Annotated in this window: 27 protein-coding genes, 1 tRNA gene and 1 other RNA gene; 7 read left to right on the top strand and 22 right to left on the bottom strand. The window is 38.2% G+C overall.

Features of this window, described 5'->3' with window-relative positions; translation table 11 throughout:
* Window positions 1-339: 339 nt before the first annotated feature.
* The 12 genes from MKO96_RS18445 to MKO96_RS18390 form a co-directional block, all read right to left on the bottom strand.
* Window positions 340-1,092 (bottom strand): iron ABC transporter ATP-binding protein, encoded by a 753-nt coding sequence (locus MKO96_RS18445; RefSeq protein WP_087983037.1) that lies wholly within the window; start codon window positions 1,090-1,092, stop codon window positions 340-342.
* Window positions 1,089-2,153 carry an iron chelate uptake ABC transporter family permease subunit gene (locus tag MKO96_RS18440; RefSeq protein ID WP_000631136.1) on the bottom strand — a complete coding sequence of 355 codons (1,065 nt, stop codon included), beginning with the start codon at window positions 2,151-2,153 and terminating at the stop codon, window positions 1,089-1,091. Before MKO96_RS18440 ends, MKO96_RS18445 begins: the two co-directional genes overlap by 4 nt.
* Window positions 2,150-3,166 carry an ABC transporter permease gene (locus tag MKO96_RS18435; RefSeq protein WP_097809432.1) on the bottom strand — a complete coding sequence of 339 codons (1,017 nt, stop codon included), beginning with the start codon at window positions 3,164-3,166 and terminating at the stop codon, window positions 2,150-2,152. The genes MKO96_RS18440 and MKO96_RS18435 overlap by 4 nt, the downstream gene beginning before the upstream one ends.
* 19 nt (window positions 3,167-3,185) lie before the next feature.
* Window positions 3,186-4,202, bottom strand: a complete 1,017-nt coding sequence (locus tag MKO96_RS18430) for a siderophore ABC transporter substrate-binding protein (protein WP_240588304.1) — start codon at window positions 4,200-4,202, stop codon at window positions 3,186-3,188.
* Between the two features lie 368 nt (window positions 4,203-4,570).
* Window positions 4,571-5,248 (bottom strand): response regulator transcription factor, encoded by a 678-nt coding sequence (locus tag MKO96_RS18425; protein WP_240588303.1) that lies wholly within the window; start codon window positions 5,246-5,248, stop codon window positions 4,571-4,573.
* A gap of 388 nt (window positions 5,249-5,636) precedes the next feature.
* Window positions 5,637-5,991, bottom strand: a transfer-messenger RNA (tmRNA) gene (ssrA, locus tag MKO96_RS18420).
* A 125-nt stretch (window positions 5,992-6,116) separates the two neighbouring features.
* Window positions 6,117-6,584: an SsrA-binding protein gene (gene smpB / locus MKO96_RS18415; RefSeq protein WP_001123922.1), complete on the bottom strand. Its 468-nt coding sequence runs from the start codon at window positions 6,582-6,584 to the stop codon at window positions 6,117-6,119.
* A 125-nt stretch (window positions 6,585-6,709) separates the two neighbouring features.
* The gene (gene rnr, locus MKO96_RS18410) at window positions 6,710-9,136 is read right to left on the bottom strand and encodes a ribonuclease R (protein ID WP_240588302.1); all 2,427 of its coding nucleotides are present in this window, start codon (window positions 9,134-9,136) and stop codon (window positions 6,710-6,712) included.
* Between the two features lie 142 nt (window positions 9,137-9,278).
* On the bottom strand, window positions 9,279-10,019 hold the full coding sequence (gene estA / locus MKO96_RS18405) for a carboxylesterase (protein ID WP_170930161.1): 741 nt from the start codon (window positions 10,017-10,019) through the stop codon (window positions 9,279-9,281).
* 161 nt (window positions 10,020-10,180) lie between these two features.
* Window positions 10,181-10,414, bottom strand: a complete 234-nt coding sequence (secG, locus tag MKO96_RS18400; RefSeq protein ID WP_000557263.1) for a preprotein translocase subunit SecG — start codon at window positions 10,412-10,414, stop codon at window positions 10,181-10,183.
* 94 nt (window positions 10,415-10,508) lie between these two features.
* Complete coding sequence (locus tag MKO96_RS18395) at window positions 10,509-11,201, bottom strand: LrgB family protein (RefSeq protein ID WP_240588301.1); 693 nt, start codon at window positions 11,199-11,201, stop codon at window positions 10,509-10,511.
* The gene (locus MKO96_RS18390) at window positions 11,198-11,566 is read right to left on the bottom strand and encodes a CidA/LrgA family holin-like protein (RefSeq protein WP_000673212.1); all 369 of its coding nucleotides are present in this window, start codon (window positions 11,564-11,566) and stop codon (window positions 11,198-11,200) included. Before MKO96_RS18390 ends, MKO96_RS18395 begins: the two co-directional genes overlap by 4 nt.
* A gap of 275 nt (window positions 11,567-11,841) precedes the next feature.
* On the opposite strand from MKO96_RS18390, the gene MKO96_RS18385 reads away from it, so the two are divergent.
* Window positions 11,842-12,792: a nucleoside hydrolase gene (locus MKO96_RS18385; protein ID WP_240588300.1), complete on the top strand. Its 951-nt coding sequence runs from the start codon at window positions 11,842-11,844 to the stop codon at window positions 12,790-12,792.
* 51 nt (window positions 12,793-12,843) lie between these two features.
* On the opposite strand, the gene eno is transcribed toward MKO96_RS18385, so the two are convergent.
* From eno to MKO96_RS18335, 10 genes are all read right to left on the bottom strand, one after another.
* Window positions 12,844-14,139 carry a phosphopyruvate hydratase gene (eno, locus tag MKO96_RS18380; RefSeq protein ID WP_000103948.1) on the bottom strand — a complete coding sequence of 432 codons (1,296 nt, stop codon included), beginning with the start codon at window positions 14,137-14,139 and terminating at the stop codon, window positions 12,844-12,846.
* A gap of 30 nt (window positions 14,140-14,169) precedes the next feature.
* On the bottom strand, window positions 14,170-15,699 hold the full coding sequence (gene gpmI / locus MKO96_RS18375) for a 2,3-bisphosphoglycerate-independent phosphoglycerate mutase (protein ID WP_240588299.1): 1,530 nt from the start codon (window positions 15,697-15,699) through the stop codon (window positions 14,170-14,172).
* Window positions 15,696-16,451 carry a triose-phosphate isomerase gene (gene tpiA / locus MKO96_RS18370; protein ID WP_076541647.1) on the bottom strand — a complete coding sequence of 252 codons (756 nt, stop codon included), beginning with the start codon at window positions 16,449-16,451 and terminating at the stop codon, window positions 15,696-15,698. The genes gpmI and tpiA overlap by 4 nt, the downstream gene beginning before the upstream one ends.
* Window positions 16,452-16,483: 32 nt before the next feature.
* Entirely contained in the window at window positions 16,484-17,668 is a 1,185-nt protein-coding gene (locus MKO96_RS18365; RefSeq protein WP_002198882.1) for a phosphoglycerate kinase, read from the bottom strand.
* A gap of 139 nt (window positions 17,669-17,807) precedes the next feature.
* Complete coding sequence (gap, locus tag MKO96_RS18360) at window positions 17,808-18,812, bottom strand: type I glyceraldehyde-3-phosphate dehydrogenase (protein WP_000161234.1); 1,005 nt, start codon at window positions 18,810-18,812, stop codon at window positions 17,808-17,810.
* A 27-nt stretch (window positions 18,813-18,839) separates the two neighbouring features.
* Complete coding sequence (cggR, locus tag MKO96_RS18355) at window positions 18,840-19,868, bottom strand: gapA transcriptional regulator CggR (RefSeq protein ID WP_098273240.1); 1,029 nt, start codon at window positions 19,866-19,868, stop codon at window positions 18,840-18,842.
* A 135-nt stretch (window positions 19,869-20,003) separates the two neighbouring features.
* A complete protein-coding gene (locus MKO96_RS18350) occupies window positions 20,004-20,249 on the bottom strand; it encodes a glutaredoxin family protein (RefSeq protein WP_064476221.1) in 246 nt (81 codons plus the stop codon).
* 9 nt (window positions 20,250-20,258) lie between these two features.
* The gene (rpoN, locus tag MKO96_RS18345; protein ID WP_240588298.1) at window positions 20,259-21,566 is read right to left on the bottom strand and encodes an RNA polymerase factor sigma-54; all 1,308 of its coding nucleotides are present in this window, start codon (window positions 21,564-21,566) and stop codon (window positions 20,259-20,261) included.
* Window positions 21,567-21,838: 272 nt separating this feature from the next.
* Entirely contained in the window at window positions 21,839-22,135 is a 297-nt protein-coding gene (locus tag MKO96_RS18340) for a hypothetical protein (protein ID WP_240588297.1), read from the bottom strand.
* A gap of 182 nt (window positions 22,136-22,317) precedes the next feature.
* A tRNA-Arg gene (locus MKO96_RS18335) sits at window positions 22,318-22,393 on the bottom strand.
* A gap of 205 nt (window positions 22,394-22,598) precedes the next feature.
* On the opposite strand from MKO96_RS18335, the gene MKO96_RS18330 reads away from it, so the two are divergent.
* The 6 genes from MKO96_RS18330 to MKO96_RS18305 all read left to right on the top strand — a co-directional run bounded on the left by MKO96_RS18330 (window position 22,599) and on the right by MKO96_RS18305 (window position 25,472).
* Window positions 22,599-22,805: a DUF1657 domain-containing protein gene (locus MKO96_RS18330; protein WP_000216166.1), complete on the top strand. Its 207-nt coding sequence runs from the start codon at window positions 22,599-22,601 to the stop codon at window positions 22,803-22,805.
* Between the two features lie 93 nt (window positions 22,806-22,898).
* Entirely contained in the window at window positions 22,899-23,384 is a 486-nt protein-coding gene (locus MKO96_RS18325; protein ID WP_048563460.1) for a YhcN/YlaJ family sporulation lipoprotein, read from the top strand.
* A gap of 29 nt (window positions 23,385-23,413) precedes the next feature.
* Window positions 23,414-23,890: a stage V sporulation protein AC gene (gene spoVAC / locus MKO96_RS18320; RefSeq protein ID WP_000095399.1), complete on the top strand. Its 477-nt coding sequence runs from the start codon at window positions 23,414-23,416 to the stop codon at window positions 23,888-23,890.
* A complete protein-coding gene (gene spoVAD, locus MKO96_RS18315) occupies window positions 23,891-24,907 on the top strand; it encodes a stage V sporulation protein AD (RefSeq protein WP_240588296.1) in 1,017 nt (338 codons plus the stop codon).
* Window positions 24,904-25,254, top strand: a complete 351-nt coding sequence (spoVAE, locus tag MKO96_RS18310) for a stage V sporulation protein AE (RefSeq protein ID WP_000575918.1) — start codon at window positions 24,904-24,906, stop codon at window positions 25,252-25,254. The genes spoVAD and spoVAE overlap by 4 nt, the downstream gene beginning before the upstream one ends.
* An 11-nt stretch (window positions 25,255-25,265) precedes the next feature.
* Window positions 25,266-25,472 (top strand): DUF1657 domain-containing protein, encoded by a 207-nt coding sequence (locus MKO96_RS18305; protein ID WP_000215899.1) that lies wholly within the window; start codon window positions 25,266-25,268, stop codon window positions 25,470-25,472.
* Window positions 25,473-25,474 lie beyond the last annotated feature (2 nt).

Below are 25,474 nucleotides of genomic sequence, written 5' to 3'. Positions count from 1 at the left end.
TTTTTTATTGCTACGAAAATGTGATTTATCTTTATGCCCTCATTATAGTGACCTCTTACACTTTTATCAATACACTCTTATATGCAATATTACATACTAAGAACCAAGCTGAATCCTCATAAAAAGTTATACAAAGATAAATTTTTCGTTTGGTAGATACTTAAAAAATTGAAGCATTCCTTTGCATTTTATGAGTAATTTACAAGTATATTGTTGGAATCATCGCAGGACCGGGAGTAATGAAATACTTGTGGGACAGAGCTATCATCGGCAATCGCATAAAAAAAGCTGCTGCCTATAAAATATAGACAGCAGCTTTTTTGCATACTCATTTTGTAACTAATAAACAGCGATTGGCCCATAGGGACCATTGATAATTTCTATTTTTGTTTCAAAAATATCTGTCAAAATTTTTGGGTCCATAACCTCTTCTACTGTTCCAAAAGCAGCAATTTGTCCATCTTTCATAGCACAAATTTTATCAGAGTATTTTGCTGCAAAATTTATGTCATGCATAACAGTCAAAATTGTTCTTCCGAATTCATTAGCTGCACGTCTCAAATGTTCCATCATTTGAACAGAACGAGCAACATCCAGATTGTTCAGAGGTTCGTCTAAAAGTACATATTCAGTCTCTTGGCACAATACCATCGCTACATATGCCCTTTGTCTTTGACCACCAGAAAGCTCATCTAAATATCTATTCTCTAAACTAGTTAAATCTAAGAAATCGATATATTTAGAAATGATAACCTCATCTTCTTTAGTTAATCTTCCCTTTGAATAAGGAAAGCGCCCAAATCCAACTAATTGTCTAACAGTAAGCCTCGTTACAAAATGATTTTCTTGTCGCAATATAGTCAAAATTTTTGCTAAGTCTTTTGATTTAGATTCAGAAACATCCATATTCGCTACTTGAATTTGACCTTCATCCATATCCAAAAGTCTTCCAATCATCAAAAGTGTCGTAGACTTTCCAGCACCATTTGGTCCAATTAAAGAAGTAAAGCCTGCTTTTGGTATTTCAATATCCAAAGGTCCTATTTTCACCTTATCAGTATAGAACTTTTTAACATTATCAATTTTTATCATAAAGCCCTCTTCCTTAAAACTATAGTTAAGAATATGATTCCACCAAATAATTCAATAATAACTGAAACTACACCTTGAGCATGGAATACATGATACATTAAAAAGTATGCACTCGTCATTATTAAAAATCCTATAGCAAACGCCATTGGGAAAATATATCTATGATCATAAGTTGAAGCCGCCTGATAACTCAAAGTTGCTACTAAAAAGCCGTAGAACGTAAGTGGCCCAATTAGAGCGGTTGAGATAGACATTAAAATAGCTACTAACACAAGCGTATAAATTACACTAGGTTGATATTTAACCCCAAAAGAAGTAGCAACATCCTTCCCTAGTGACAAAACATTCAACTTCTTAGAATGAGCAAAAATTAATAACGCTACAATTATGATCATAGGAATTACAACAGGAAAATATGCAGGGTCTGCATGATTAACAGAACCAAATAATCTCGCTTGTAAAATATCAAATTCTGAAGGCGCAAGTAGTTTTCTCATAAAAGTTGACACAGAGTTTAGCCCGGTACCAATAATAATTCCAACTAAAAGCATAAGTTGTAAATTCCCGTATTTACCGGAAAGTAACCATCCATAAAGTATCAAACTCATGAAGACCATCACAACAACTTGAAATAAAAATGATCCAATTCCATTAAAGTTTATTAATGCACTAGCACCAAAGAAGAATATTGTACTCGTTTGAATTGCTGAATAAAGTGATTCGAAACCTAAAAGTGAAGGAGTAATAATCTTATTATTCGTAATGGATTGGAAAGCAACTGTCGATAAGCTATGGCAAACTGCAGCAATAATCATCGCAACAATAGCTACTATTCTTCTCTTAACAACTGGGATAAAAGAAGGTGAATCTATCGGAACTGGATTGTTATAAACTAAAAGTCCATATGAAGAAAGGAGACCTAAAGCAATCAATGTTGTCAGTACAATCCAATAACGTCTTGCTTCCTTCTTAGAACGAAAAGCACTAGCTGATCTACTTTCATTATGAAGGCTAGAATCGACTTCGACATTTTCTTTATTTCTATAATCTAATGTGATCATCGCAGCCTCCTTGGTTTTCTTCGTCTCAATAGAATAGTAATAAACACGACCGCTCCCACTGTTGCAAGTATTAAAGAAACAGGTAATTCAAACGGCTTTATAATTGTTCGAGAAATGATGTCACAGGCAGTTATTGTCCCCATTCCGATCACACATACCCAAGGTAAATTACTCCTAAGATCATCGCCTCTAAACATGGAAACAATGTTTGGAACAATTAATCCTAAGAAAGGTAAATTTCCAATAACAGCTGCAACAATTCCAACAGCAACAGAGATAAGACCAGTCCCAAAAAGAACAATTCTATTGTAATTAACGCCAAGGCTTGTTGCGACATCTTCCCCTAGTCCAGCTAAAGTCAATCTATTAGCATACATAAAAATAAACAAAGTAACGATAACAATCAGCCATAAATATTCATATCTTCCTACCTGAACAGTAGCAAATGAACCTACGAACCAAGTTTCAATACTTTGCGTCATTTGAAAAAGAAGTCCCATAAACGTAGACACTGCAGAAATAACTGCTCCGAGCATCAATCCAATAATCGGGACAATTAAAGAAGAACGAAGTTTAACTCTTCTTAAAAATAAAAAGAAAATCATAGTTCCTATAAAAGAAAAAATGATTGCGCCAGTCATTCTTTGAACTAAAGTCGGGGCAGGAAATAATAAATATACAAAAAGCAGGCCTAAGCCTGACCATTCAATCGTTCCCGTTGTAGTAGGTTCAACAAAGCGATTCTGTGTAATGAGTTGCATTACGAGTCCTGCCATCGCCATTGCAGCTCCAGTAAGCATTAATGCAACTGTTCTCGGAACACGAGTAATGAAAAACATCTCCATTCCGTCCTCTTGTCCACGAATATCATAAACTCCGGTAAACAGTGATATAACCCCTAAAATTATAACAACTATAACCGCTATTATAAAAGGTTTTGTCCATATTTTATTGTGATTATAAAACTGGGGTTGAGAAATATTCTCAACCCTAGAAATCATATTTTTTGACACTGTTTCGTACCCCTTTACACTACTTAGCTAAAGTTTTTGCAATATTTCCAAATAACTCTACATAAGTCTGAATTGATTCATTTGTGTAAGTATCTGCTGGTGCATAAATAACTTGTTTTTTAGAAACAGCAGTTGTATTTTGAAGAGCTGGTGATTTAGAAATAACATCCTGAGCAGGAGCTGACTTAGCTGCATCAGATGTTGCAGCATCACGATCTAATACGAAAAGCCAATCAGGATTTGTTTGTGCGATAGCTTCAACAGAAACGTCATCACCTTTATGACCTGCAGTAGAATTCGAAACTTCTAATGCTGGAGTCCAACCGAAAATTTCATACATTGGTCCCCAAACACGACCAGAATGTGGAGCAGCAAAGCCAATATTTCCACCAGTAACGATAACACTCATAACTTTATCTTTTCCGTTATAAGCAGATTTTGCAGTTTCAATAGATTTATCAAAATCAGCCACTAATTGTTTAGCTTCTTTATCTTTAGCAAAGATTTTTCCTAAAGTAGTTGTAGAATCTTTAAGTCCTTTTACTAAGTTTTCTCCAGGCTTAGTAGCCTTCTCAGAAACATCAAAATTAAGATCAATAACAGCTGCATCTGGCACTAATTTTTTAATTTCTTCGTAATGATCAGCAAATCTTTGACCAACGATTACAAGTTCAGGGTTTGCCGCTGCAATAATTTCAAGATTTGGTTCGCGGTGATTCCCGATATTTTTAACTGAATCATCTTTTTTATATGCTGAATCCGCAGGCATGATATCCTTTGGAGCAGCCGCTAATTTAATTCCCCAATCAGCTAGAGTTTCAAAAGTTCTATTATCTAAAGCAACTACATTCTTTGGATTTACAGGAACAGTAACCTTTCCATGTGCATCAGTGATTTCAACCGTTTTTGGCTTATCACTACCATTATCTTTATTATTAGCCTTCGAAGTTTCTTTACTTGAATCCGAGCAAGCTACTAACATTAAAGTGAAAATTGCTAGAATACTTACTAATTTTAAAAGCATAGTTTTTTTCATACGTATACTCCTTATTATGTAATTTAGTTCGAAAATGATGACGTCCATAGATTGAATTAGATAATAACTTTCATGTATCTAAATTGCTATTGATAATCATTTTCATTTGAACATCCTGTAAATAAGTATAGTCATTAATTCTGTGAAAATCTTGTGAATGGTGTGAGTTAATAAAATTAAAAATAAATTAGATACGGTCTCAACTAATGCACACCAGATCCATCCCCCACACGCACTAACCGATAGATTAGTACCTTATAAACCATGATTTCTATTGCAAAAAAATGACCCTTTCCTGATAGCAATCTTCTATTTATAGTTTCCTTCTTTTCATATTTCACAGAAACTACTTTATTATCTTATTTTTATCAATCAACCATTGAATAGCCTCTGCCATGTATCGTTTGAATATATCTGTCTTTCTTCTCACACTTTAACTTTTTTCTTACATACCCAATATATAAGTCTACTACATTTGGATTTACTACTACGTTATATCCCCAAACCTGATTCAAAAGCATTTCACGACTCAATATTGTATTTTTATTCTTGATTAAAAATACAAGTAAATCGTACTCACGCTTCGTAAGCGAGAGATTTTTACCATCTTTTTTCACAATATTGCTAGATGCATCAACAAAGAGATCTTTAAACTGAAAAAAGTTTATCTCATTTTGCTGATTATAGTCACTTCTTCTTAAAATAGCTTGAACTCTTGCTACTAATTCTTCTTTCACAAATGGTTTTCTAATATAATCATCTGCTCCTGCTTGTAACCCTGCTATGCAATCCTTGCTAGAAATATTGTCGGTCACAATAATGATTGGTGTCGTTTTAACAAGTCGTATTTGTCTACAAATTTCTGGTCCGGATATACTTAATGAATCCCAATCTAATATGATAATATCCCAATATTGTTCATATACTATATTTAAACCTTGGTTTTCATTGTGAAGTTTTAAAATGAAATGGCCTTCTTGCTTTAAACCGCTTACGATTTTCTTCGCTAAAGACCGTTCATTCTTAATTACTAACACCTGCCTCACCGATGGTTCACCTCTACTTCAATATAACTTAGTTAGATAAAAAATTATCTCAAAAAATAATTTAAGATTTATAAATATTAAATTCCTAAAAAAGCCATTATAACAGCTTATTAGGAGAACTCTATATAATCTTACAATAGATATGAATAGAAACACAAAGGATATGAAGATTTAAATACATATTATTTAATCATTAAGGGCATCTATAGTATCTATCTGCTTATCAGCAATAACTATTCCTTCCATTTAAGTTTCAAGTGTACCGCCCCACCTCTATCAACTTAAGTATTTTATAAAACCACAAAACAAAAAGAACCATAACCTCGCCAATCTGGCAAAGTTATGGTTCATATCATATAAAATAAAAAACCACCAAACAGTTATGTATTGGTGGAGACGGTGGGAGTCGAACCCACGTCCAAAAATATCGGCACTTAAGCTTCTACGAGTGTAGTCGATATATTAGCATTTCGCGAACTCTTCGGCCTATCGACAGGCTTCCAAGTTGCTAGTCTGATTGTTCTCTTCCTTCGCCCTCAGACGGCGAACTCCGGCGTAGTCCACTTAGTTTGAGTCCCTTACCCTACCACATGGACGATGGAGGGAGGAACCTTTAGTGCAATTAAGCAGCTAAAGAAAGATTGTTTTGTTTGCCAATTATAGGCTTTGACGTTTTAACGAGGCCGATCCCCTCGACTCGCAACCTAAGCTCGAACTATCCCTGTCGAATCCGTAACGTCCCCATGATAAAAATGGAGCATACGAAGAAATATCGTGATAACTACTAAGAGCTGTTTTTCAATGTGCAACAATCTTACATAAGTTATTATATCATACGCGCGCCGTTTTACAAATGTAAATATCTGTATTACATCTTTTGACGATCACGGAACGCGCGTGCAATTTCACGTTTTGCTTCTTTTTCTTTTAAATCGTTACGCTTATCATATTGCTTTTTACCTTTTGCTAAACCAAGTGCCATTTTCGCGAATCCATTTTTTAAATAAATTCTAACTGGAACTAATGCATAGCCTGTTTCTTTTGAAGCACCCGTTAACTTTTCAATTTCTTTTTTATGAAGAAGTAACTTTCTCGTGCGAAGCGGATCATGGTTGAAACGATTCCCTTGCTCATATGTACTAATATGCATATTATGTACCCATACTTCACCATTATGTACACGTGCAAACGCATCTTTCAAGTTTACGCGACCAGCGCGAATCGACTTAATTTCCGTTCCTTGAAGGACAAGCCCTGCTTCGTATGTCTCTTCGATGAAATAATCATGAAATGCTTTTTTATTTTGTGCAATAACCTTACCTGTACCCTTTGGCATATAACGTCCCTCCTCTATTTTTACTATTGTAACAAATGTTATAAAAAAGCGAAAGTGGCTCGCTCTCAAGCCACCAATAAAAAAGAAAAAGCCCCGCTTTTCATCAAAGCGAAGCCTCTCTTCTCTTACTTACGCTTTTTCTTTTTCTTCTTGAATCCTGGTACATTTTCAAAGAATCCTTTTTTCTTCTTGCCATTACTATTACTATCTTTTTTAACCGGCTGACTGGCAGATGTGGATGCTGATGCTTTTCCTTTTCCTTGGCCACCACGATCAAACTTTCTTCCTGAGCCGCGTTCTCCGCCGCGCTCATTACTACGCTCGCTACGTCCACCGCGTTTCTTTCTGCCTGTTCTTGGCTGTTCGATAACGACTGGACGATCTTTGAATTTACGACGAGGCGTACCTTTCATGCCAACGATTTCAAAGTCGATTGCACGCTCGTCTTTGTTTACGTTAATAACGCGAATTGTAATTTCGTCTCCGATGCGGAATACGTTACCTGTACGTTCTCCGATCATTGCGAAATGTTTCTCGTCATAACGGTAGTAATCATCCGTTAAGTAGCTAACGTGTACAAGACCTTCAATCGTATTTGGAAGCTCTACGAATAAACCGAAGTTTGTTACAGAGCTAATCATACCGTCATACTCTTCGCCAATCTTATCAACCATATACTCTGCTTTTTTCATTTCGTCTGTTTCACGTTCTGCTTCAACAGCACGACGTTCCATATTAGAAGAGTGCTCTGCTATCTCAGGTAAGTTTTCACGCCATTTTGCTTGTGTTTCGTTGTCGACTTTACCGTTAATGATGTATTCACGAATTAATCTATGAACGATTGTATCTGGATAACGACGAATTGGTGATGTGAAATGTGTGTAGAACTCAGTTGATAAACCGAAATGTCCTAAGCTATCCGCATCGTAACGCGCTTGCTTCATTGAACGAAGCATTACTGTTGAAATAACTACTTCTTCCGGCTGTCCTTGAACCATTTCAAGAATTTGTTGCAACGCACGAGGATGTATTTCGTTCGCACGTCCTTTTACTGCGTATCCGAAGTTCGTTACAAACTCGAAGAAACGCTCCAGCTTATCTTCTTTCGGATCTTCATGGACACGGTACATGAATGGTACGTTCATCCAGTGGAAATGCTCTGCTACTGTTTCGTTCGCAACAAGCATAAATTCTTCAATTAACTTCTCTGATACAGAACGATCACGCATGACAACATCTGTCGGTTTACCTTCTTCATCTACTAATACTTTCGCTTCTTTAAAGTCAAAGTCAATTGCACCACGGCGCATACGTTTTTCACGTAAAATCTGTGCCAATTGACCCATCTCTTTAAACATCGGTACTAGCGGCTCATAGCGTTTGATTAACTCTTCGTCCTCATCTTCTAAAATGCTTCTTACGTCAGCATACGTCATACGCTCTGTCGTTTTAATCACACTTTGGAAAATCTCATGCTTTACAACATCACCTAAGTTGTTGATTTCCATTTCACAAGATAACGTCAGACGGTCTACTTTCGGGTTTAACGAACAAATACCGTTAGATAGACGATGCGGAATCATCGGAATTACACGGTCAACAAGATATACACTCGTTGCTCTTTCCGCTGCTTCTACATCAATTGGAGAACCTTCTTGAACGTAATGACTTACATCCGCAATATGAACGCCAAGCTTGTAGTTACCATTCTCGAGCTTCGTTACTGTAACAGCGTCATCTAAATCTTTCGCATCTGCACCGTCAATCGTTACGATCATTTGGTCACGCAGGTCACGGCGATCTTTTAAATCTTCTTCTGAAATCGTTTCTGGTACACTGTTTGCATGCTCCATCACTTCTTCAGGAAATGCTAAAGGTAGATGATGTTTATGAATAACTGATAAAATATCTACTCCTGGATCATTTTTATGACCTAGAATTTGAATAACTTCACCTTCTGCACTTAAACGGTTCTCTGGGTAACTCGTAATTTTCACAACTACTTTATGGCCTTCTACAGCACCCATTGATGCACTTTTCAAGATAAAGATATCACTCGTCCAGCGCTTATTGTCAGGTATGACAAATCCAAAGTTTTTCGATTCTGTATATGTACCAACTAGTTCTTTCGTGCCGCGCTCTAAAATACGTACAATTGAACCTTCTTGGCGTGATCCACTTGATTGTGCGCTAACACGCGCTAATACTGTATCACCATGAAGTGCACCGTTTAACTCTGTAGGCGGGATGAAAAGATCATCATCTCCCGTTTTCTTCTCTTCTGGTACAACGAATGCAAAGCCACGTGCATGTCCAATTAATTTACCGCGTACTAAATTCATCTTTTCAGGAAGACCGTAACGGTTACTACGTGTGCGAATAACAAGTCCCTTCTCTTCCATCATTACAAGTGCCTTTACAAAATCTTTAAAGCCCTCAGATCCTTCAATTCCAAATGCCTCTTCTAACTCTTGTATTGTTAACGGTTTATACGCTTCTTCTCTCATAAATAATAACAACTTATCAATATTTTCTTGTATGATTTCTTCCAAGCAGAAATACCTCCTTTAAACCCTTATATTATTTAGTGTATCCGAAAGACTGGGGATGTATAAAGCGAAACTTTAATACTCCCCTAATGATTTTTACAGTTTTCACAAAAAATTCCTTATGAAAAAAAGAGGCAACTAGATCTTACCAATCTAGTTGCTCCAAGAAGTTATATACATCCTCATGTAGCTCGTCACGTTGCTTATCAAGTGTAATGACATGCGTAGAGTCTTCATACCATTTAATGTCTTTTAACGTAGATTCTACACCGTTATAAATAATATTAGCACTATCTGTATTAATCATTTCATCATGACGTGCTTGTACAACAAATGTCGGTGCATAAATCATATCCACATTGTTACGTACGTCAGCAATTAATTGTTGTAATGCTTTTAATGTATTCATCGGTGTCTTTTGGAATTCCAACATTTCTTGTTCGATTTGCTCTGGTGATTTTTGCTCACGTTTTTTATATTCGCGGGCATATGCCAATATACCTTGGTACATCGTTTCTTCACTCTTAATATACATTGGTGCACACATTGGTACTACACCTAAAACCGGTACTGTATAACCTAATTTTAAAGAAAATACGCCCCCAAGTGATAATCCAGCAACAGCAATTTTCTCAAAGCCTTTATCTTTTAAAAGCTGATATGCTTCCATTACGTCTTGCCACCAATCTTCAGGACCTGTATGAACAAGCTCTTCTGGTGGTACACCGTGCCCTTTAAAAATTGGCGCATGACAAGTGTAGCCTTTCTTCTCTAAGAAACGCCCTAACATACGTACATCAGCTGAGTTTCCTGTGAAACCATGTAGTAATAAAACAGCGCGGTCTCCACCCTCAAATGTAAATGGTTTCGGAGATGCTAATTTCATCATGTACTTCTCCTCTTTCTCTTCTGTAATCTAGTCGTATTCTTTCTATATCTAGTGTACCATATTTATATTTCTATAATCTAATTAGAAACATCTTTCAAATGGCAAAATAAAAAAAGAAGAACCATTAGTACATCTTACTAACGCTTCTTCTTTCAATTCTATAAATTTAAGTACGTAACAGCAATTGTTAATACGAAGAATAGAACAGCTAAAACAATTGTAATACGGTTTAATACTGCTTCAATTCCACGTGCTTTTTGCTTACCAAATAATTGCTCTGCACCGCCTGAAATTGCACCTGAAAGGCCTGAGCTATTACTAGACTGCATAAGTACCATAACAATCATTAAAATCGATACAATAATAAGTAAAACGGATAATAACGTATGCACTTGGCGTACCTCCTACAAAGATTCAGTTATTTTAACTGTAGCATAAATTCTATAGAAAAGCGAGAGCTATAGAGTCACTCTCGCTTTTCTTCTATTACATAAACATCATTGCAAATAACGGCCCGAGCAAACATGTCAAAATTGCTGTTAATGTCATTGTTACCGATCCAATAACACCTTCATGTTCATTATTTTTCATTGCTCTCATGACGCCCATAATATGAGAAGCACATCCAAATCCGATGCCTTTACCAACTGAGTTTGTAACACGGCTCCATTTTAATAAAAGTGGTCCGGTAATCGTTCCAGTAATACCTGCGATAACAACGAAAGCTGCTGTTAATGACGGTACACCACCAACTTGCTCTGAAACACTCATCGCAACTGGCATTGTCACCGATTTTGGTAAAGAAGATAAAATTAAGCTTTTATCTGTTCCCATAAGTGATGCAATGGCAAAATCACTTGCAATCGCAACTGTTGTACCTACTAATACACCACCGGCAATCGGCACGATATATTTTTGCAGAACGTGACGTTGTTTATAAAGAGGAATTGCAAATGCTACAACACCGGGTCCCAGCAGTTTTGCAATCCAGCCACCACCACTTTCCATATAATGTTGATATGGTATATCAAGCATGATAAATAAGAAAGCCATTAAACCTGTTGCTACAAGCATTGGAATGGTGAATGGTGTTGGAAATACTTTATAGATTTTTTTTGATAATTGATATAATAGCACCGTAAAAAGAACCCAACCGATTCCGATTAATATTTGGCTCATCGCGACTCTCTTTCCTTTCTATTCGCAAGATATTGTCCTGTATGTCCTGCGACAATAATAATTAAAAATGTACTCGCTACAATTGTAATGAAAAGAGAAATTCCTTTACTCATAAAAAAAGCACCGTAATTCATTAGGCCAAGCGTTGGCGGAATTAATAAAAACGGCATAATAGCAACGAGTGTTTCTGCTCCTAAATCGAACCATTTCACTGGAAGGACTTTTAGGCTAAGTAAAACAAGTAAGAGGAACATTCCAATCAAACTTCCTGGAATCGGAATATTTAACACTTCTTGTACCCAATTTCCAACCATATAAAAAACGTAAAGAGCTGCAATTTGGACAAGAATCTTTGTAAATTTCATGTTCATCATCCCTCATGTTTATACGATCTTCTCTTAATATCTTTATCATAGTATAAATTGTAAAAAGCTGCAATTTATCAACTTGACAGCAAAAACAGCCTATGTTATACGCTTACACCCTTGATATGACTGCATTTCCAATCGGAAATTAAGTCAAAAACCTTGACCTAATATAAAAAGTTTTTATTTTCTGAATTTGTAACGTTGTTATTTCAATAAAATAATCTTTTTATCCATAAGCTTACATATATATGAATAAGATAGGTGGTGAACATATGCCCAAAAAAGTTCTTATTTTTTGTGATCCTGGGATTGACGATACGATGGCTCTCCTCTTAGCATTCTTTATCGATGAACTAGAAATCGTCGGCATTGTTGCTGATTACGGCAATGTTCCAAAAGAAATGGCCGTACAAAATGCTCATTTTCTTAAGAACGAAGCAAAGGATAGAAATATCAAGATATTTGGTGGATCAGAACGCCCACTTACTGGCGCCCCTCCTGCTTTCTTTACGGAAGTACACGGGAAACAAGGGCTCGGGCCAATTATTCCAAAGGGACATGTGACTAACGGAGAAATGGAGAATTTTTTCGAAGTCATTCCTCTTATTGAACAGTATAAAGATGAATTAATCATTGTTAGTTTAGGCAGACTTACCTCCCTAGCAATTTTATTCATCTTATGTAAACAGCTCATGAAGCAAATTAAATCTTACTACGTAATGGGTGGCGCCTTTTTACATCCTGGTAATGTGCCCCCTATTTCAGAAGCGAACTTTTATGGCGATCCTACTGCCGCTAATATAGTCCTTCAATCCTCACCTAACATGTACATCTATCCATTAAACGTCACTCAGTATTCCATCATTACACCAGAAATGGCTGAATACATTGAAGCAAAAGGAAAAGCCCCACTCGTCAAACCGTTATTCAATCATTATTACTACGGATATTATAAAGACGCCTTACCGCATTTAAAGGGGAGCCCCTTTCATGACACAATGCCAATACTCGCTTTACTTGATAACTCTATGTTTACGTATCACAAGTCACCTATCGTTGTCATGACAGAATCTTATGCACAAGGAGCAAGCATAGGGGAATTTCGTTCTTTAGGAGAATCTAAGCCATTTATTGATTGGCCGAGTCATCAAATCGCAATTGATTTTAATTATAACCGCTTCTTTAAACATTTCATGTCACTTATGACGGGTGAGCAATTTTAAGCATAAAAAAACAGACCGTGATTTCTCACGGTCTGTCGTTATTTTCTACAATTATCGTTTGATGTTGTAGAAAGATTTGATACCATCGTAAACAGCGATTTCGCCTAGTTCGTCTTCGATGCGTAATAATTGGTTGTACTTAGCAATACGGTCAGTACGGCTCATAGAACCAGTTTTGATTTGGCCAGCGTTAGTTGCAACTGCGATGTCAGCGATTGTAGCATCTTCAGTTTCACCAGAACGGTGAGATACAACTGCTGTGTAACCAGCACGTTTAGCCATTTCGATAGCTTCGAAAGTTTCAGTTAAAGTACCGATTTGGTTAACTTTAATTAAGATTGAGTTAGAGATACCTTTTTCGATACCTTCAGCAAGTTTTTGAGTGTTAGTTACGAATAAGTCGTCACCAACTAATTGTACTTTATCACCGATACGCTCAGTTAATAATTTGTGACCATCCCAGTCGTTTTCGTCTAAACCATCTTCGATAGAGATGATTGGGAAGTCTTTGCAAAGCTCTTCGTAGAAATCAACCATTTCTGCAGAAGTTAAGCCAGTACGGCCTTCGCCTGCAAGGTCATATTTACCAGTTTCTTTGTTGTAGAACTCAGAAGAAGCAACGTCCATTCCTAAGAATACGTTCTCGCCAGCTTTGTAACCAGCTTTTTCGATAGCTTCGATGATTACTTCTAATGCTTCACGGTTAGAACCAAGGTTTGGAGCGAATCCACCTTCGTCACCTACTGCAGTGTTAAGACCTTTGTCATGTAATACAGCTTTAAGTGCATGGAATACTTCAGCACCCATACGGATTGATTCTTTGAATGTTGGAGCACCAACTGGTAAGATCATGAACTCTTGGAAGTCTACGTTGTTATCAGCGTGAGAACCACCGTTGATGATGTTCATCATTGGAGTTGGTAATTGTTTTGCATTGAATCCACCAAGGTAACGGTATAATGGAAGACCTACGAAGTCAGCTGCTGCGTGAGCTACTGCCATAGATACACCAAGGATAGCGTTAGCGCCTAGTTTACCTTTGTTTGGAGTGCCATCTAATTCGATCATAGCACGGTCGATACCAGCTTGGTCAGTTACGTCGAAACCAACGATTTCTGGAGCGATTGCTTCGTTAACGTTGTTTACTGCATTTAGAACACCTTTACCAAGGTAACGAGATTTGTCACCGTCACGTAATTCTACTGCTTCGTGCTCACCAGTAGATGCACCACTTGGTACGATAGCGCGTCCGAAAGCGCCGCTTTCTGTGTAAACTTCTACTTCTACAGTTGGGTTACCACGAGAGTCAAGGACTTCGCGAGCATAAACATCAATAATTGTTGACATAATAAATTCTCTCCTTTTTATATAAGCAAATTATTTAATAATTGTTTTACCTGTCATTTCTTTCGGTTGTTCCACATTTAAAAGCGTAAGCATTGTTGGAGCGATATCTCCTAAAATACCACCTTCACGAAGCTCTACATCATTTTTTGTAACGATGAAAGGAACCGGGTTAGTTGTATGAGCTGTCATTGGTCCACCATCAGCAGTTAACTCCTGATCAGCATTACCATGGTCAGCAGTAATAAGTGCTACACCATCTTTTGCAAGAATCGCTTCTACAACTTTTCCTAAACATTCGTCAGTTGCTTCTACTGCTTTAATTGTTGGTTCCATCATCCCAGAATGGCCAACCATATCACAGTTTGCAAAGTTAAGAATGATAACATCATGTTTATCATTTTCGATTTCATTTACTAAAGCGTCCGTTACTTCGTAAATGCTCATTTCAGGTTTCAAGTCATACGTTGCAACCTTCGGTGAGTTAATTAAAATACGCTCTTCTCCTGGGAATTCAGCCTCACGACCACCGCTAAAGAAGAATGTAACGTGCGGATACTTTTCAGTTTCCGCGATGCGAAGTTGCTTTAATCCCGCTTGCGCAACAACTTCACCTAATGTGTTATCAAGGTTCATTGGCTTGAATGCCACGTAACCATCTACAGTTTCACTGAAATGTGTCATACAAACGAATTCAGGAATGTGAGGTACTTTTTCACCACGATCGAACTCACGGAAGTCTTCGTTTGTAAATACACGAGCAATTTGAATTGCACGGTCTGGACGGAAGTTATAGAAGATAACTGCATCATCATCATTGATTGTTGCAACTGGCGTGTTATCTTCAGTAACAATTACAGACGGCAATACGAATTCATCATAGATACCGTTCGCATAAGAGTCTTCTACACACTCTTCTGCTGATTTATAAGTAGGGCCTTCACCATTCACCATAGCACTGTAACATTTTTCTACGCGATCCCAACGCTTGTCACGGTCCATGGAGTAATAACGACCAGAGATAGTCGCGAATTGTCCTACTCCTGTTTCTTTAATTACTTCATTTGTTGCATCGATATAACCTTTTGCTGTTTGTGGTCCAACATCGCGGCCGTCTAAGAATGCATGGATATAAACTTTCTCCACGCCTTCTTTTGCTGCTAAGCGAAGAAGAGCAAACATATGGTTCATGTGACTGTGCACACCACCATCAGAAAGTAAACCGAATAAATGAAGAGCAGTACCTTTTTCTTTTACGCTTTTAATTGCATTCTGGAAAGTTTCGTTCTGATCGAACTCACCTTCACGAATTGCAACGTTTACGCGTGTTAAGCTTTGATATACGATGCGGCCTGCACCGATATTTAAGTGACCAACCTCAGAGTTACCCATTTGACCCGCTGGAAGACCCACTTCCTCACCACAAGCTGTAAGCGTTGTGTGAGGGAATTTGTTCCAGTAACCATCAAAATTAGGTTTCTTAGCTTGTGCTACAGCATTCCCGTGAGTTTCTTCACGTAGTCCGAAACCATCAAGAATGATTAAAGCTGTTGGCTTTCTCATTTTACCGCCCCCAGAAGACCTAAGAACGAAGCAGGCTCTAAGCTAGCACCGCCAACTAAAGCGCCGTCGATGTCAGATTGTGCCATATACTCTTTAATGTTTTCTGGTTTTACACTACCGCCGTATTGAATACGAACAGCTTCTGCAGCTTCTGGAGAAACAGCTTCTGCAACAACTTTACGGATGTGCGCACATACTTCGTTTGCATCTGCAGAAGAAGAAGATTTACCTGTACCGATAGCCCAGATTGGCTCATAAGCGATAACAGTTACTTTAACTTGCTCTTCTGTTAAACCTGCAAGTGCTTTTGTCACTTGACCTGCTACTAGATCAAATGTTTTTCCGCTTTCGCGCTCTTCTAAAGTCTCACCACAACATACGATTGGTGTTAAACCATGTTCAAATGCTGCAAGAGTCTTTTTGTTTACTGACTCGTCTGTTTCAGCAAACATTTCACGACGCTCAGAGTGGCCAAGTACTACGTAGCCTACTTTTAAGTCGCTAAGTGCTACTGGGCTAATTTCGCCAGTGAATGCACCATTTTTTTCGAAGTGCATGTTTTGTGCACCTACTTGTAAGTCAGTTCCTTCAGTTGCTGCTACTAAACGCTCTAAAAATAGAGCTGGAGAGCAAACTACTGCATCAACAGCTGAAGCTGCTGGGATTTGACCTTTAACTTCCTCTACGAAGCTAACTGCTTCAGATAGAGTTTTATTCATTTTCCAGTTACCTGCGATAATTGGTTTACGCATGCTTTGCACCGTCCTTTTTCTTTGGCTGCTACTTATTTGTCGTTAAGACAAACTACACCTGGAAGCTCTTTGCCTTCCATGAATTCTAATGACGCACCGCCGCCAGTAGAAATGTGGCTCATTTTATCAGCCATACCGAATTTTTCAACAGCTGCTGCAGAGTCACCACCGCCGATAACAGAGTATGTATCTTCTGCATCTGCTAATGCTTGTCCTACTGCTTTTGTACCTTCTGCGAATGGAGTCATTTCGAATACACCCATTGGTCCATTCCATACAACAAGCTTAGAATTTTTAATTACATCTGCATAAATTTCACGTGTTTTAGGACCGATGTCCACGCCTTCCCAAGTAGAAGGGATAGAATCGATACCTACGATTTGAGTTGTTGCAGTTTCAGAGAATTCCTCTGTGATTACAACATCAACTGGCATGTAGAAGTTTACGCCTTTTTCTTTTGCAAGTTGCATAAATTCTTTAGCTAGTTCAATTTTGTCATTTTCACATAGAGATAGACCAATTTCATGACCTAAAGCTTTAACGAATGTGTAAGCAAGTCCGCCACCGATGATTAAGTTATCTACTTTGTCTAATAGATGACGAATTACACCGATTTTATCTTTTACTTTCGCACCACCGATGATAGCTGTGAATGGACGTTCTGGGTTAGAAAGTGCTTTTCCAAGTACATCTAACTCTTTTTCCATTAATAATCCAGATACTGCTGGTAGGTAGTCTGCGATACCTGCTGTAGAAGCGTGAGCACGGTGAGCTGCACCGAATGCATCGTTTACGAAGATATCAGCAAGAGCTGCAAATTCTTTCGCAAGTTCTGCATCGTTCTTTTCTTCGCCCGCATAGAAACGTACGTTTTCAAGAACTAATACGTCGCCTTCGTTCATTGCTGCAACCATTTCTTGTGCAACTGGTCCGAATGCTTCGTCTGCTTTTTTAACATCTTTACCAAGAAGCTCGCCTAAACGTGCTGCTACTGGAGTAAGACGTAATTCTTCTACCGCTTGACCTTTTGGACGGCCTAAGTGACTTGCTAAAATAACTTTCGCACCTTGCTCTACTAAATATTGAATTGTAGGAAGAGCTGCACGGATACGAGTTTCATCTGTAATTTTGCCTTCTTTCATAGGTACGTTGAAATCAACGCGGCAAAATACACGCTTACCTTTTAAATCTACGTCACGAATTGATTTTTTGTTCATTGGATTTCCCTCCGACTACTAGTTAGGATTGACAAAACCCACTCAAAAGCTTAACACATTTGCTTTTAAAACGAAAGAAGAGAGAGAGGGAACAAACCCTCTCCCTCGTTTTGTCATTGATTGCTTATATACTTAAGAATTAAAGACCTTTAGAAGTCATGTATGCTGCTAAGTCTACTACGCGGTTAGAGTAACCAGTTTCGTTATCGTACCAAGAAAGTACTTTAACCATGTTACCTTCCATTACCATTGTAGATAATGCATCGATTGTAGAAGAAGCTGTACATCCGTTATAGTCGATAGATACTAATGGCTCTTCGCTGTATCCAAGGATACCTTTTAATTCGCCTTCAGCTGCTGCTTTGAATGCTGCGTTTACATCTTCAACTGTTACTTCTTTGTCAAGTTCAACAACTAAGTCAACAAGAGAAACGTTAGCAGTTGGAACACGTACAGCGCCACCGTTTAATTTACCTTTAAGTTCTGGTAATACTAATGCTACAGCTTTAGCAGCACCAGTAGATGTTGGGATCATGTTTTCAGCTGCTGCACGAGCACGACGTAAATCTTTGTGTGGTAAGTCTAAGATTTGTTGGTCGTTAGTGTAAGAGTGAATTGTTGTCATCATTCCGCGTTTTACGCCGAATTTTTCGTTTAATACTTTAGCGAATGGAGCTAGACAGTTTGTAGTACAAGAAGCGTTAGATACTACGTTGTGGTTAGCTGCATCGTATTGTTCGTGGTTAACACCCATAACTACAGTGATATCTTCGTCAGAAGCTGGAGCTGAGATGATAACTTTCTTAACTGATCCACCTAAGTGTTTTTCAGCGTCTGATTTTTTAGTGAAACGGCCAGTAGATTCTACTACTACTTCTACTCCGTAGTCGCTCCATGGTAATTGAGCTGGGTCACGCTCAGCGATAACTTTAATTTCTTTACCGTTAACAACGATGCTGTTTTCGTTAGCAGATACTTCTGCATTTAAAGTTCCGTGAACTGTGTCATATTTTAAAAGGTGAGCTAATGTTTTAGCATCTGTTAAGTCGTTGATTGCTACTACTTCTACCTCAGAGTTGTTAAGAGCTGCGCGGAATACATTACGTCCGATACGTCCAAATCCATTAATACCAATTTTAGTCATTTGAATTTCCTCCTTGGGGGATTATATTTAAAGGGTAATACCCTTTGTTAACTGTTTTGCTGCACCTTCATCTGTAATTAGAATTGAAGTGTGCCCTTGCTTTATTACAGCCTGTATTGCCTTTGCCTTTGAAGAACCTCCAGCGACTGCAACAACGTGAGATACATTTTGTAAATCTTCAAGTTGCATACCAACCGTTCTTACTTTATGAACAACATTTCCTTGTTCACTAAAGTAGTAACCGAAAGCTTCGCCAACTGCTTCGCTTGCCTGAATCTTTAACCAATCTGCTTCTGAAGTATTTCTGCGACGTGCCATTGTTAACGCATCACCAATTCCATGAATGACGATATTGGAAGATCGAATCAACTCAAGAACTTCTTTCACGGAGGGCTCTGTTACAATGGACGCATATGCTTCGCTACTAACGTGATCTGGAACATACAATAAGCGATAATTACTCATCGTATTTTGTGCCATTTTGGCGCAAATGGTATTGGCTTCTAACTCAACACCTTCTCCAATTCCACCACGTGCTGGGACAAATAGCATATGTAAATCTTTGCAATCAAGTTGCATCATGTCCGCAGCAGCAGCTAGCGTAGTTCCTCCAGCCACAGCAACGATATTATTCACTGTCAGACGGTCTTTTATACAAGTCACACAAGCACGGCCCATCTCCAGTTTGACCCAAGGCGATTCATCACTATCACCAGGGACAACGAAAACTTCATCCAAGTCTAATGTTTCCTTAAGTTGTTTTTCTAAAACCTTTAACCCGGAAATTTCTTTCATAAAGTCTTCCAAAGCAAGAACTAAAGCTGTTCCTTCTTCTGTCAAAGTCATTCCAGAAGAAGCGACGTGAACTAAGTTTTGTTCTTTCAAAACTTGAACTTCACTTCGCAATACTCGTTCTGTCATACCGAGACTTGCTGACAAGTTTCTTCTTCCAATCGGCTGCATGAGCCTAATGTATTGAAGAATTTGCATTCTCGTTTGCATAACAGGTAGCAGATCAGGTAATAATTTTTTTGTGTTCTGAATCCATGAGCGCATATCTTTTCTCCTCACTACATTGGTTCATTTCCCCTTGTGGTCACTTTGTGTCCCGTAGTGACATTTTATGTCCCACATAGGTTAAAAAAATAATCCCTGCTACGTGTATTATTGTAACAGGAGATAGAAACTTATTCAACTCTTAACTGCATTGTTTATATAGTTTATTATGACACCTTTGTGAATGTTACCATATTCTACCTGTTTTCCGCCTATTTCTACAACTGGAATCATTAAATGATACTTCTCCAAAAGGTCATTATCTTCATATATATCTATTTCCTCGATTTGAAAAGAATATTCACATTGTACTTCCTGTAAAACTTGTTTCGCCTGCACGCAAAGGCCACAATCTTTTTTTGTATACAGTACAACTTTCATATTCTTCACCTATCCGATCGTTTTTCGTAATGATGACGCTGGAATGTGCATTTGTTCTCTATACTTCGCCACTGTTCTTCGAGAAATAACGATTTCATGCTCTTCTTCTAATAATTTTGAAATCTTTTGATCTGAAAGTGGCTTTTTCTTATTCTCCGCCTCCACAAGCGTTTGGATAAATCGTTTCACACGCTTTGTAGAAACCGCTTCATCTTCAGTAGTCGAAACAGCATTACTAAAGAACGATTTCATCTCAAATAAACCGTGTGGTGTTTGCACATATTTATTTCGCGTTGCACGACTAATTGTAGATTCATGCACACTTAACTCTTCCGCTACCTCTTTTAAAGCAAGCGGTTTTAAATATTCTGGACCTTCCCAGAAGAAATCACGTTGTTTTTCCATAATAATAGTCATCACTTGCAGAAGCGTTTGTTTTCTCTGTTTTAAACTGCGCATAATCCACTGCACATGCTGATACTTTTCTGATACGTAAGATGCTACTTCACTTTCACTATTATTCAGAAGCGCACTATACTCGGAATGAATTTCAATTCTCGGCATATTTCTCTCGTTCATTTGTAAAACGAGACGATCACCATCTTTTTTCACCGCCATATCAGGCACGATATAAAGTGGTTTATCAGAAGAAAACGCAAGACCTGGTTTCGGCTGTAATGACGTAATACAGTTCACTGCTGATTGCAATTCCTCATTACTACACTTCAACACTTGGACGAGCTTTCGCCAATCTTTCTTCACGAAATAAGCAAATTGATCCTCTATAACCTCTTCCGCTAATCCATTCCGTCTTTGTAAGCGCTTCAATTGCAAAGTTAGACATTCCTGAATATTACGCGCCCCTACCCCTGCTGGCTCGAGCGATTGGACAAGCTCTACAGAGCGGTCGACTACATGAATTGGTGCGGAAAGGAGATCCGCTAACTCTTCGTTCGTTTCTTGTAAATACCCATTTCCATCCATGTTCATAATAATGAAAGAAGCTACTTTTCGCTCTTCTTCTTCTATTTTATAATACTGTATTTGATTTAATAAATGTTGCTGAATCGTTGTTGAATCCACACTGTAGATTTCCATCTGATTCTCGACTTGTTTGCTGGTACTTTTACTTGTGTTAGAGCTCTTTTTCTTCTCCCTCTCAAAACCACCTAACTCAATAAGGGGATTCTCTAACGATTGCTCATACAAAAACTCCGATAATTCTTGTACATTATACTGGAGCATTGTAATCGCTTGCCTTAACTCTTGTGTCATTGCCAAACGTAAGCTTTGTTCTTGTAAAAGACTTGCCTTCAAACTAATCTCCCCCTTGTTTCTATTGTACAATAAGTTTGGTAAAAGGAGAATGCTATCACAGACACCCATTCCAAAATATTATTAATTTATATGTATTAATGAGATTTACAACTTACAACCGAAATTTGAATAATATTGAAAGAAAATAATAGCGCAATAAAAATTATTACCACATACTAATAGTAAATCTTATTATCAGATATAACAAGTATTAATAAAAAAGGTCTGCACTTATATTTGTAAGTGCAGACCTTTTTATGCAGATAGATTCATTATGCTTCGTTAAATATAACATCCCCTTCTTCAGCAGGCCATTCACCTTCTAATTCCATGCCGTCTAACATCATTTCAGCCGTAAAGACAATCGCTATTAAATCCTTATGGTAGTCTCCGCTAGGCAAATAGTGACTAGGTCCAAAACAATCCCTATCAATTTCTTTATAGTGCACTTCCATATTTAACATGAATTTCAACATTTCATCGCCTGTAATTTCACCAGAATCAGATACAGCAACGGTTCTACGTTCGTTATCCCTTAAAATCCTTAAATATCCACTAATTTTACGCACCTGCAATCCCCTCATACTATAAGTTTTAAATAATTTTAGTATAAACTCATTACAAAATTAACAGAAGTACCTTGTAGGGCCATAACAAGAACCCCCTATACACGATTATTTCTAATCACATACAAGAGGTTGTTTTAAAATTTACTATATTATTTTCAACACGTAACACCAACAATACATAACGCACCCAGAGGGATTCGAACCCCCGGCAGACGTGGTACCGGAAACCACCGCTCTATCCGACTGAGCTATGGGCGCATGATTATAGAAAACACTTCATTTTCTTTCCATAATAATAGCAATAAAATCCATCTAAATCAATAAAAATATCCCCGTAATCCTTTATGCACCTTAGTTAGTAGTATATTAACAAAGCACTATCTCCTAAATTTCCCAATCATAAATTCACCCCAACTCACAAATTATAATCTTTGAATTGATATTCCAAAGGGGGCTTCATTCAATGACTGTAATTACAAAACTAAAGCAAACTGTTTCTGGATTAAAAAGTGCACAAGCTAGCTTAGAGGGATTCGCTCTTGATACGGATAACCAACAAGCGAAGCAACTTTTCCAAACAGCTGCGCAACAAACGCAAACGATTATCGATTCTTTAAACCCACGCGTTGAAGAAGTCCAACAAGAAGAACCACAATACTCACAGCAATAACAGATTCGTCATGCTGTGAAATAGAAAAAGGATGATATGCAGTCATCCTTTTTCTATCACATTACATATTGCAATAGAAATGGAATGATAATTATGCGAAAACTCGGCCTCATAACCGCGTTATTTGCCCTTCTATGTAGCTCTTTTGCCGGATGTGATAATAGTCCCTTAGATAAAAAAGTGAAAGAAGAAGCAAAACGAACGGAGAAAGAAAAAGGTCCCAAACTAACAAAGACGAGTACGGAATCCTTTAATCAATCTATATCACAAGGAGCCAAGAAAAGGGCTCTCGCTATGGATGAAATTATAAAAAGCACAGCAGTGAATTCAAATTTAGATCTCTACATAGCAGTTACACCTGAGCATCACGAAAGGTTTGGGCTAAAAGCTTTGCGTAAGAAGCTTCAAAAGCAGCTAAGTGATGAGCATCCTACTTTCGATGTTCGTGTAAGTACTGATAAAAAAATCTTTATGTTACTCGAAAAGCTTGAGAGCAAAATTAAGAAAAAAGAAGTATCTAAAGACGAGATCAATAAGCAATTAAAACTCATTGGGAAAAAAATGGAGTCTAACACTTAACGCTTTTTAATAGAAAAGGAAGGATCGCAATGTCTAGTAAAGATAAGAACTTAACCCCTGTGCAACAAGAGTATAAAAAATTCGAGCAAGAACGCGAACCGAAGCGCCCTGTCTTGAAAAATTGTATTAAAGCCTTTTTCGTCGGTGGTTTTATTTGCTTCATCGGACAACTCATTTCTACGTTTTATATCACATATTTCGATTTCACTGAGCGTTCAGCAGGAAATCCAACAGTCGCAACTCTCATTTTCATTTCCATGTTACTAACTGGTTTCGGTATATATGACCGCTTTGGGCAGTTTGCTGGAGCAGGCACAGCTGTACCCGTTACTGGATTTGGTAACTCTGTTATCGCCGCATGTATCGAACACCGAACAGAAGGGTTCGTACTCGGCGTTGGTGGAAATATGTTTAAATTAGCCGGCTCTGTTATTTTGTTTGGTGTATTTTCAGCTTTCGTCATCGCACTTATTAAAACGATTCTCGTTCAATGGGGAGGGCTATAAATGTTACAAGGACACCGAACGTGGGTATTTGAAAACAAACCAGTTATTATTTCGACAGGAGTCGTTGGCGGGCCATTTGAAGCAAAAGGAAACATTCCAGAAGACTTCGATATCCTTCATGAAGATTTATGGCTCGGTCAGGATTCCTATGAAAAAGCACATAAAATTTTATTCGAAGAAGCTTGTAGCCGTGCTACTGAAAAAGCAGAACTTCGTAAAGATGATATTCAATTCGTACTTGCAGGAGATTTAATTAATCAAATCACTCCAACAAGCTTTGCCTGCCGCACACTCGGCACACCATATCTCGGATTATTTGGTGCTTGTTCTACTTCTATGGAAGGATTAGCACTCGGGGCAAGCATTGTAAATGCAAAAGGCGCAAAATATTTATTAACTGGGGCATCTAGTCATAACGCTGCTGTAGAGAAGCAGTTCCGATATCCAACTGAATACGGCGGTCAAAAACCACCTACCGCACAATGGACAGTAACCGGGGCGGGGGCGGCTATTTTAAGCGACACTGGACATGGTCCTAGAGTAACATCTGCCACAATCGGGCGAGTGATTGATATGGGATTAACAGATCCTTTTAATATGGGTGGTGCGATGGCCCCAGCAGCTGTCGATACGATTGAGGCCCATTTACGCGAACGACAAATTGACGCCTCTTATTACGACTTAATTGTAACAGGTGATCTTGGACATGTCGGTCGCGAAATTGCTTATGACTTACTACATAAACACGGAACGAAAGTAACGAGCGAACAGTTTCAAGATTGCGGCACACTCATTTATAGAGAAGGGCAACCTGTCATAGCTGGTGCTAGCGGACCGGGATGTTCCGCAACAGTCGTGTACGGTCATTTATTAAACCGAATGAAAAGAGGAGAGTTCAAAAAAATACTTGTCGTTGCGACAGGCGCTTTACTATCTCCACTTACATTCCAACAAGAAGAAACGATTCCGTGTATCGCTCACGCCGTTTCGATTGAATTTGGAGGTGCAACGCAATGATTTTTTTCTGGGCTTTCGTCATTGGCGGACTCATATGTGTAATTGGCCAACTTATGTTTGATGTCGGCAAGCTAACACCCGCTCATACAATGGCAACACTCGTTGTTGCCGGTGCTATATTAGACGGATTCAATTTGTATGAACCATTAATCGACTTTGCTGGAGCCGGGGCAACTGTACCGATTACAAGTTTCGGTAACGCCCTCGTTCACGGCGCAATGGAAGAAGCTGCAAAGCACGGCATCGTCGGTGTCATTACGGGAATGTTTAAAGTAACAAGCGCTGGTATTTCTGCTGCTATCATATTCGGATTCATTGGTGCATTACTATTCAAACCGAAAGGATAAGAGGTGTTTGTATGACAGTTATCGCTAGCGTTAAAACCTGCCTTGCTAGTGTAAGGGGCGCTCAAGCAAGTTTAAGCTCCCTTTCACTACATTCACAGGACGCGGAATCAAAACGTGTATTTCATGAATGTATGTTAGAAATGGACAGCATCATCGCTGATTTACAGAATAGAGTTTCATTATTAGAACGTGAAGAACCTCAATATAAAGGGTTTTAAGT

Source organism: Bacillus sp. ES1-5, from assembly GCF_022487605.1.
In the GTDB taxonomy this organism is placed as follows: Bacteria; Bacillota; Bacilli; order Bacillales; family Bacillaceae_G; genus Bacillus_A; species Bacillus_A wiedmannii.
The sequence above is the reverse complement of the archived record's forward strand: the minus strand, read 5'-3'. Positions and strand labels throughout refer to the sequence as shown.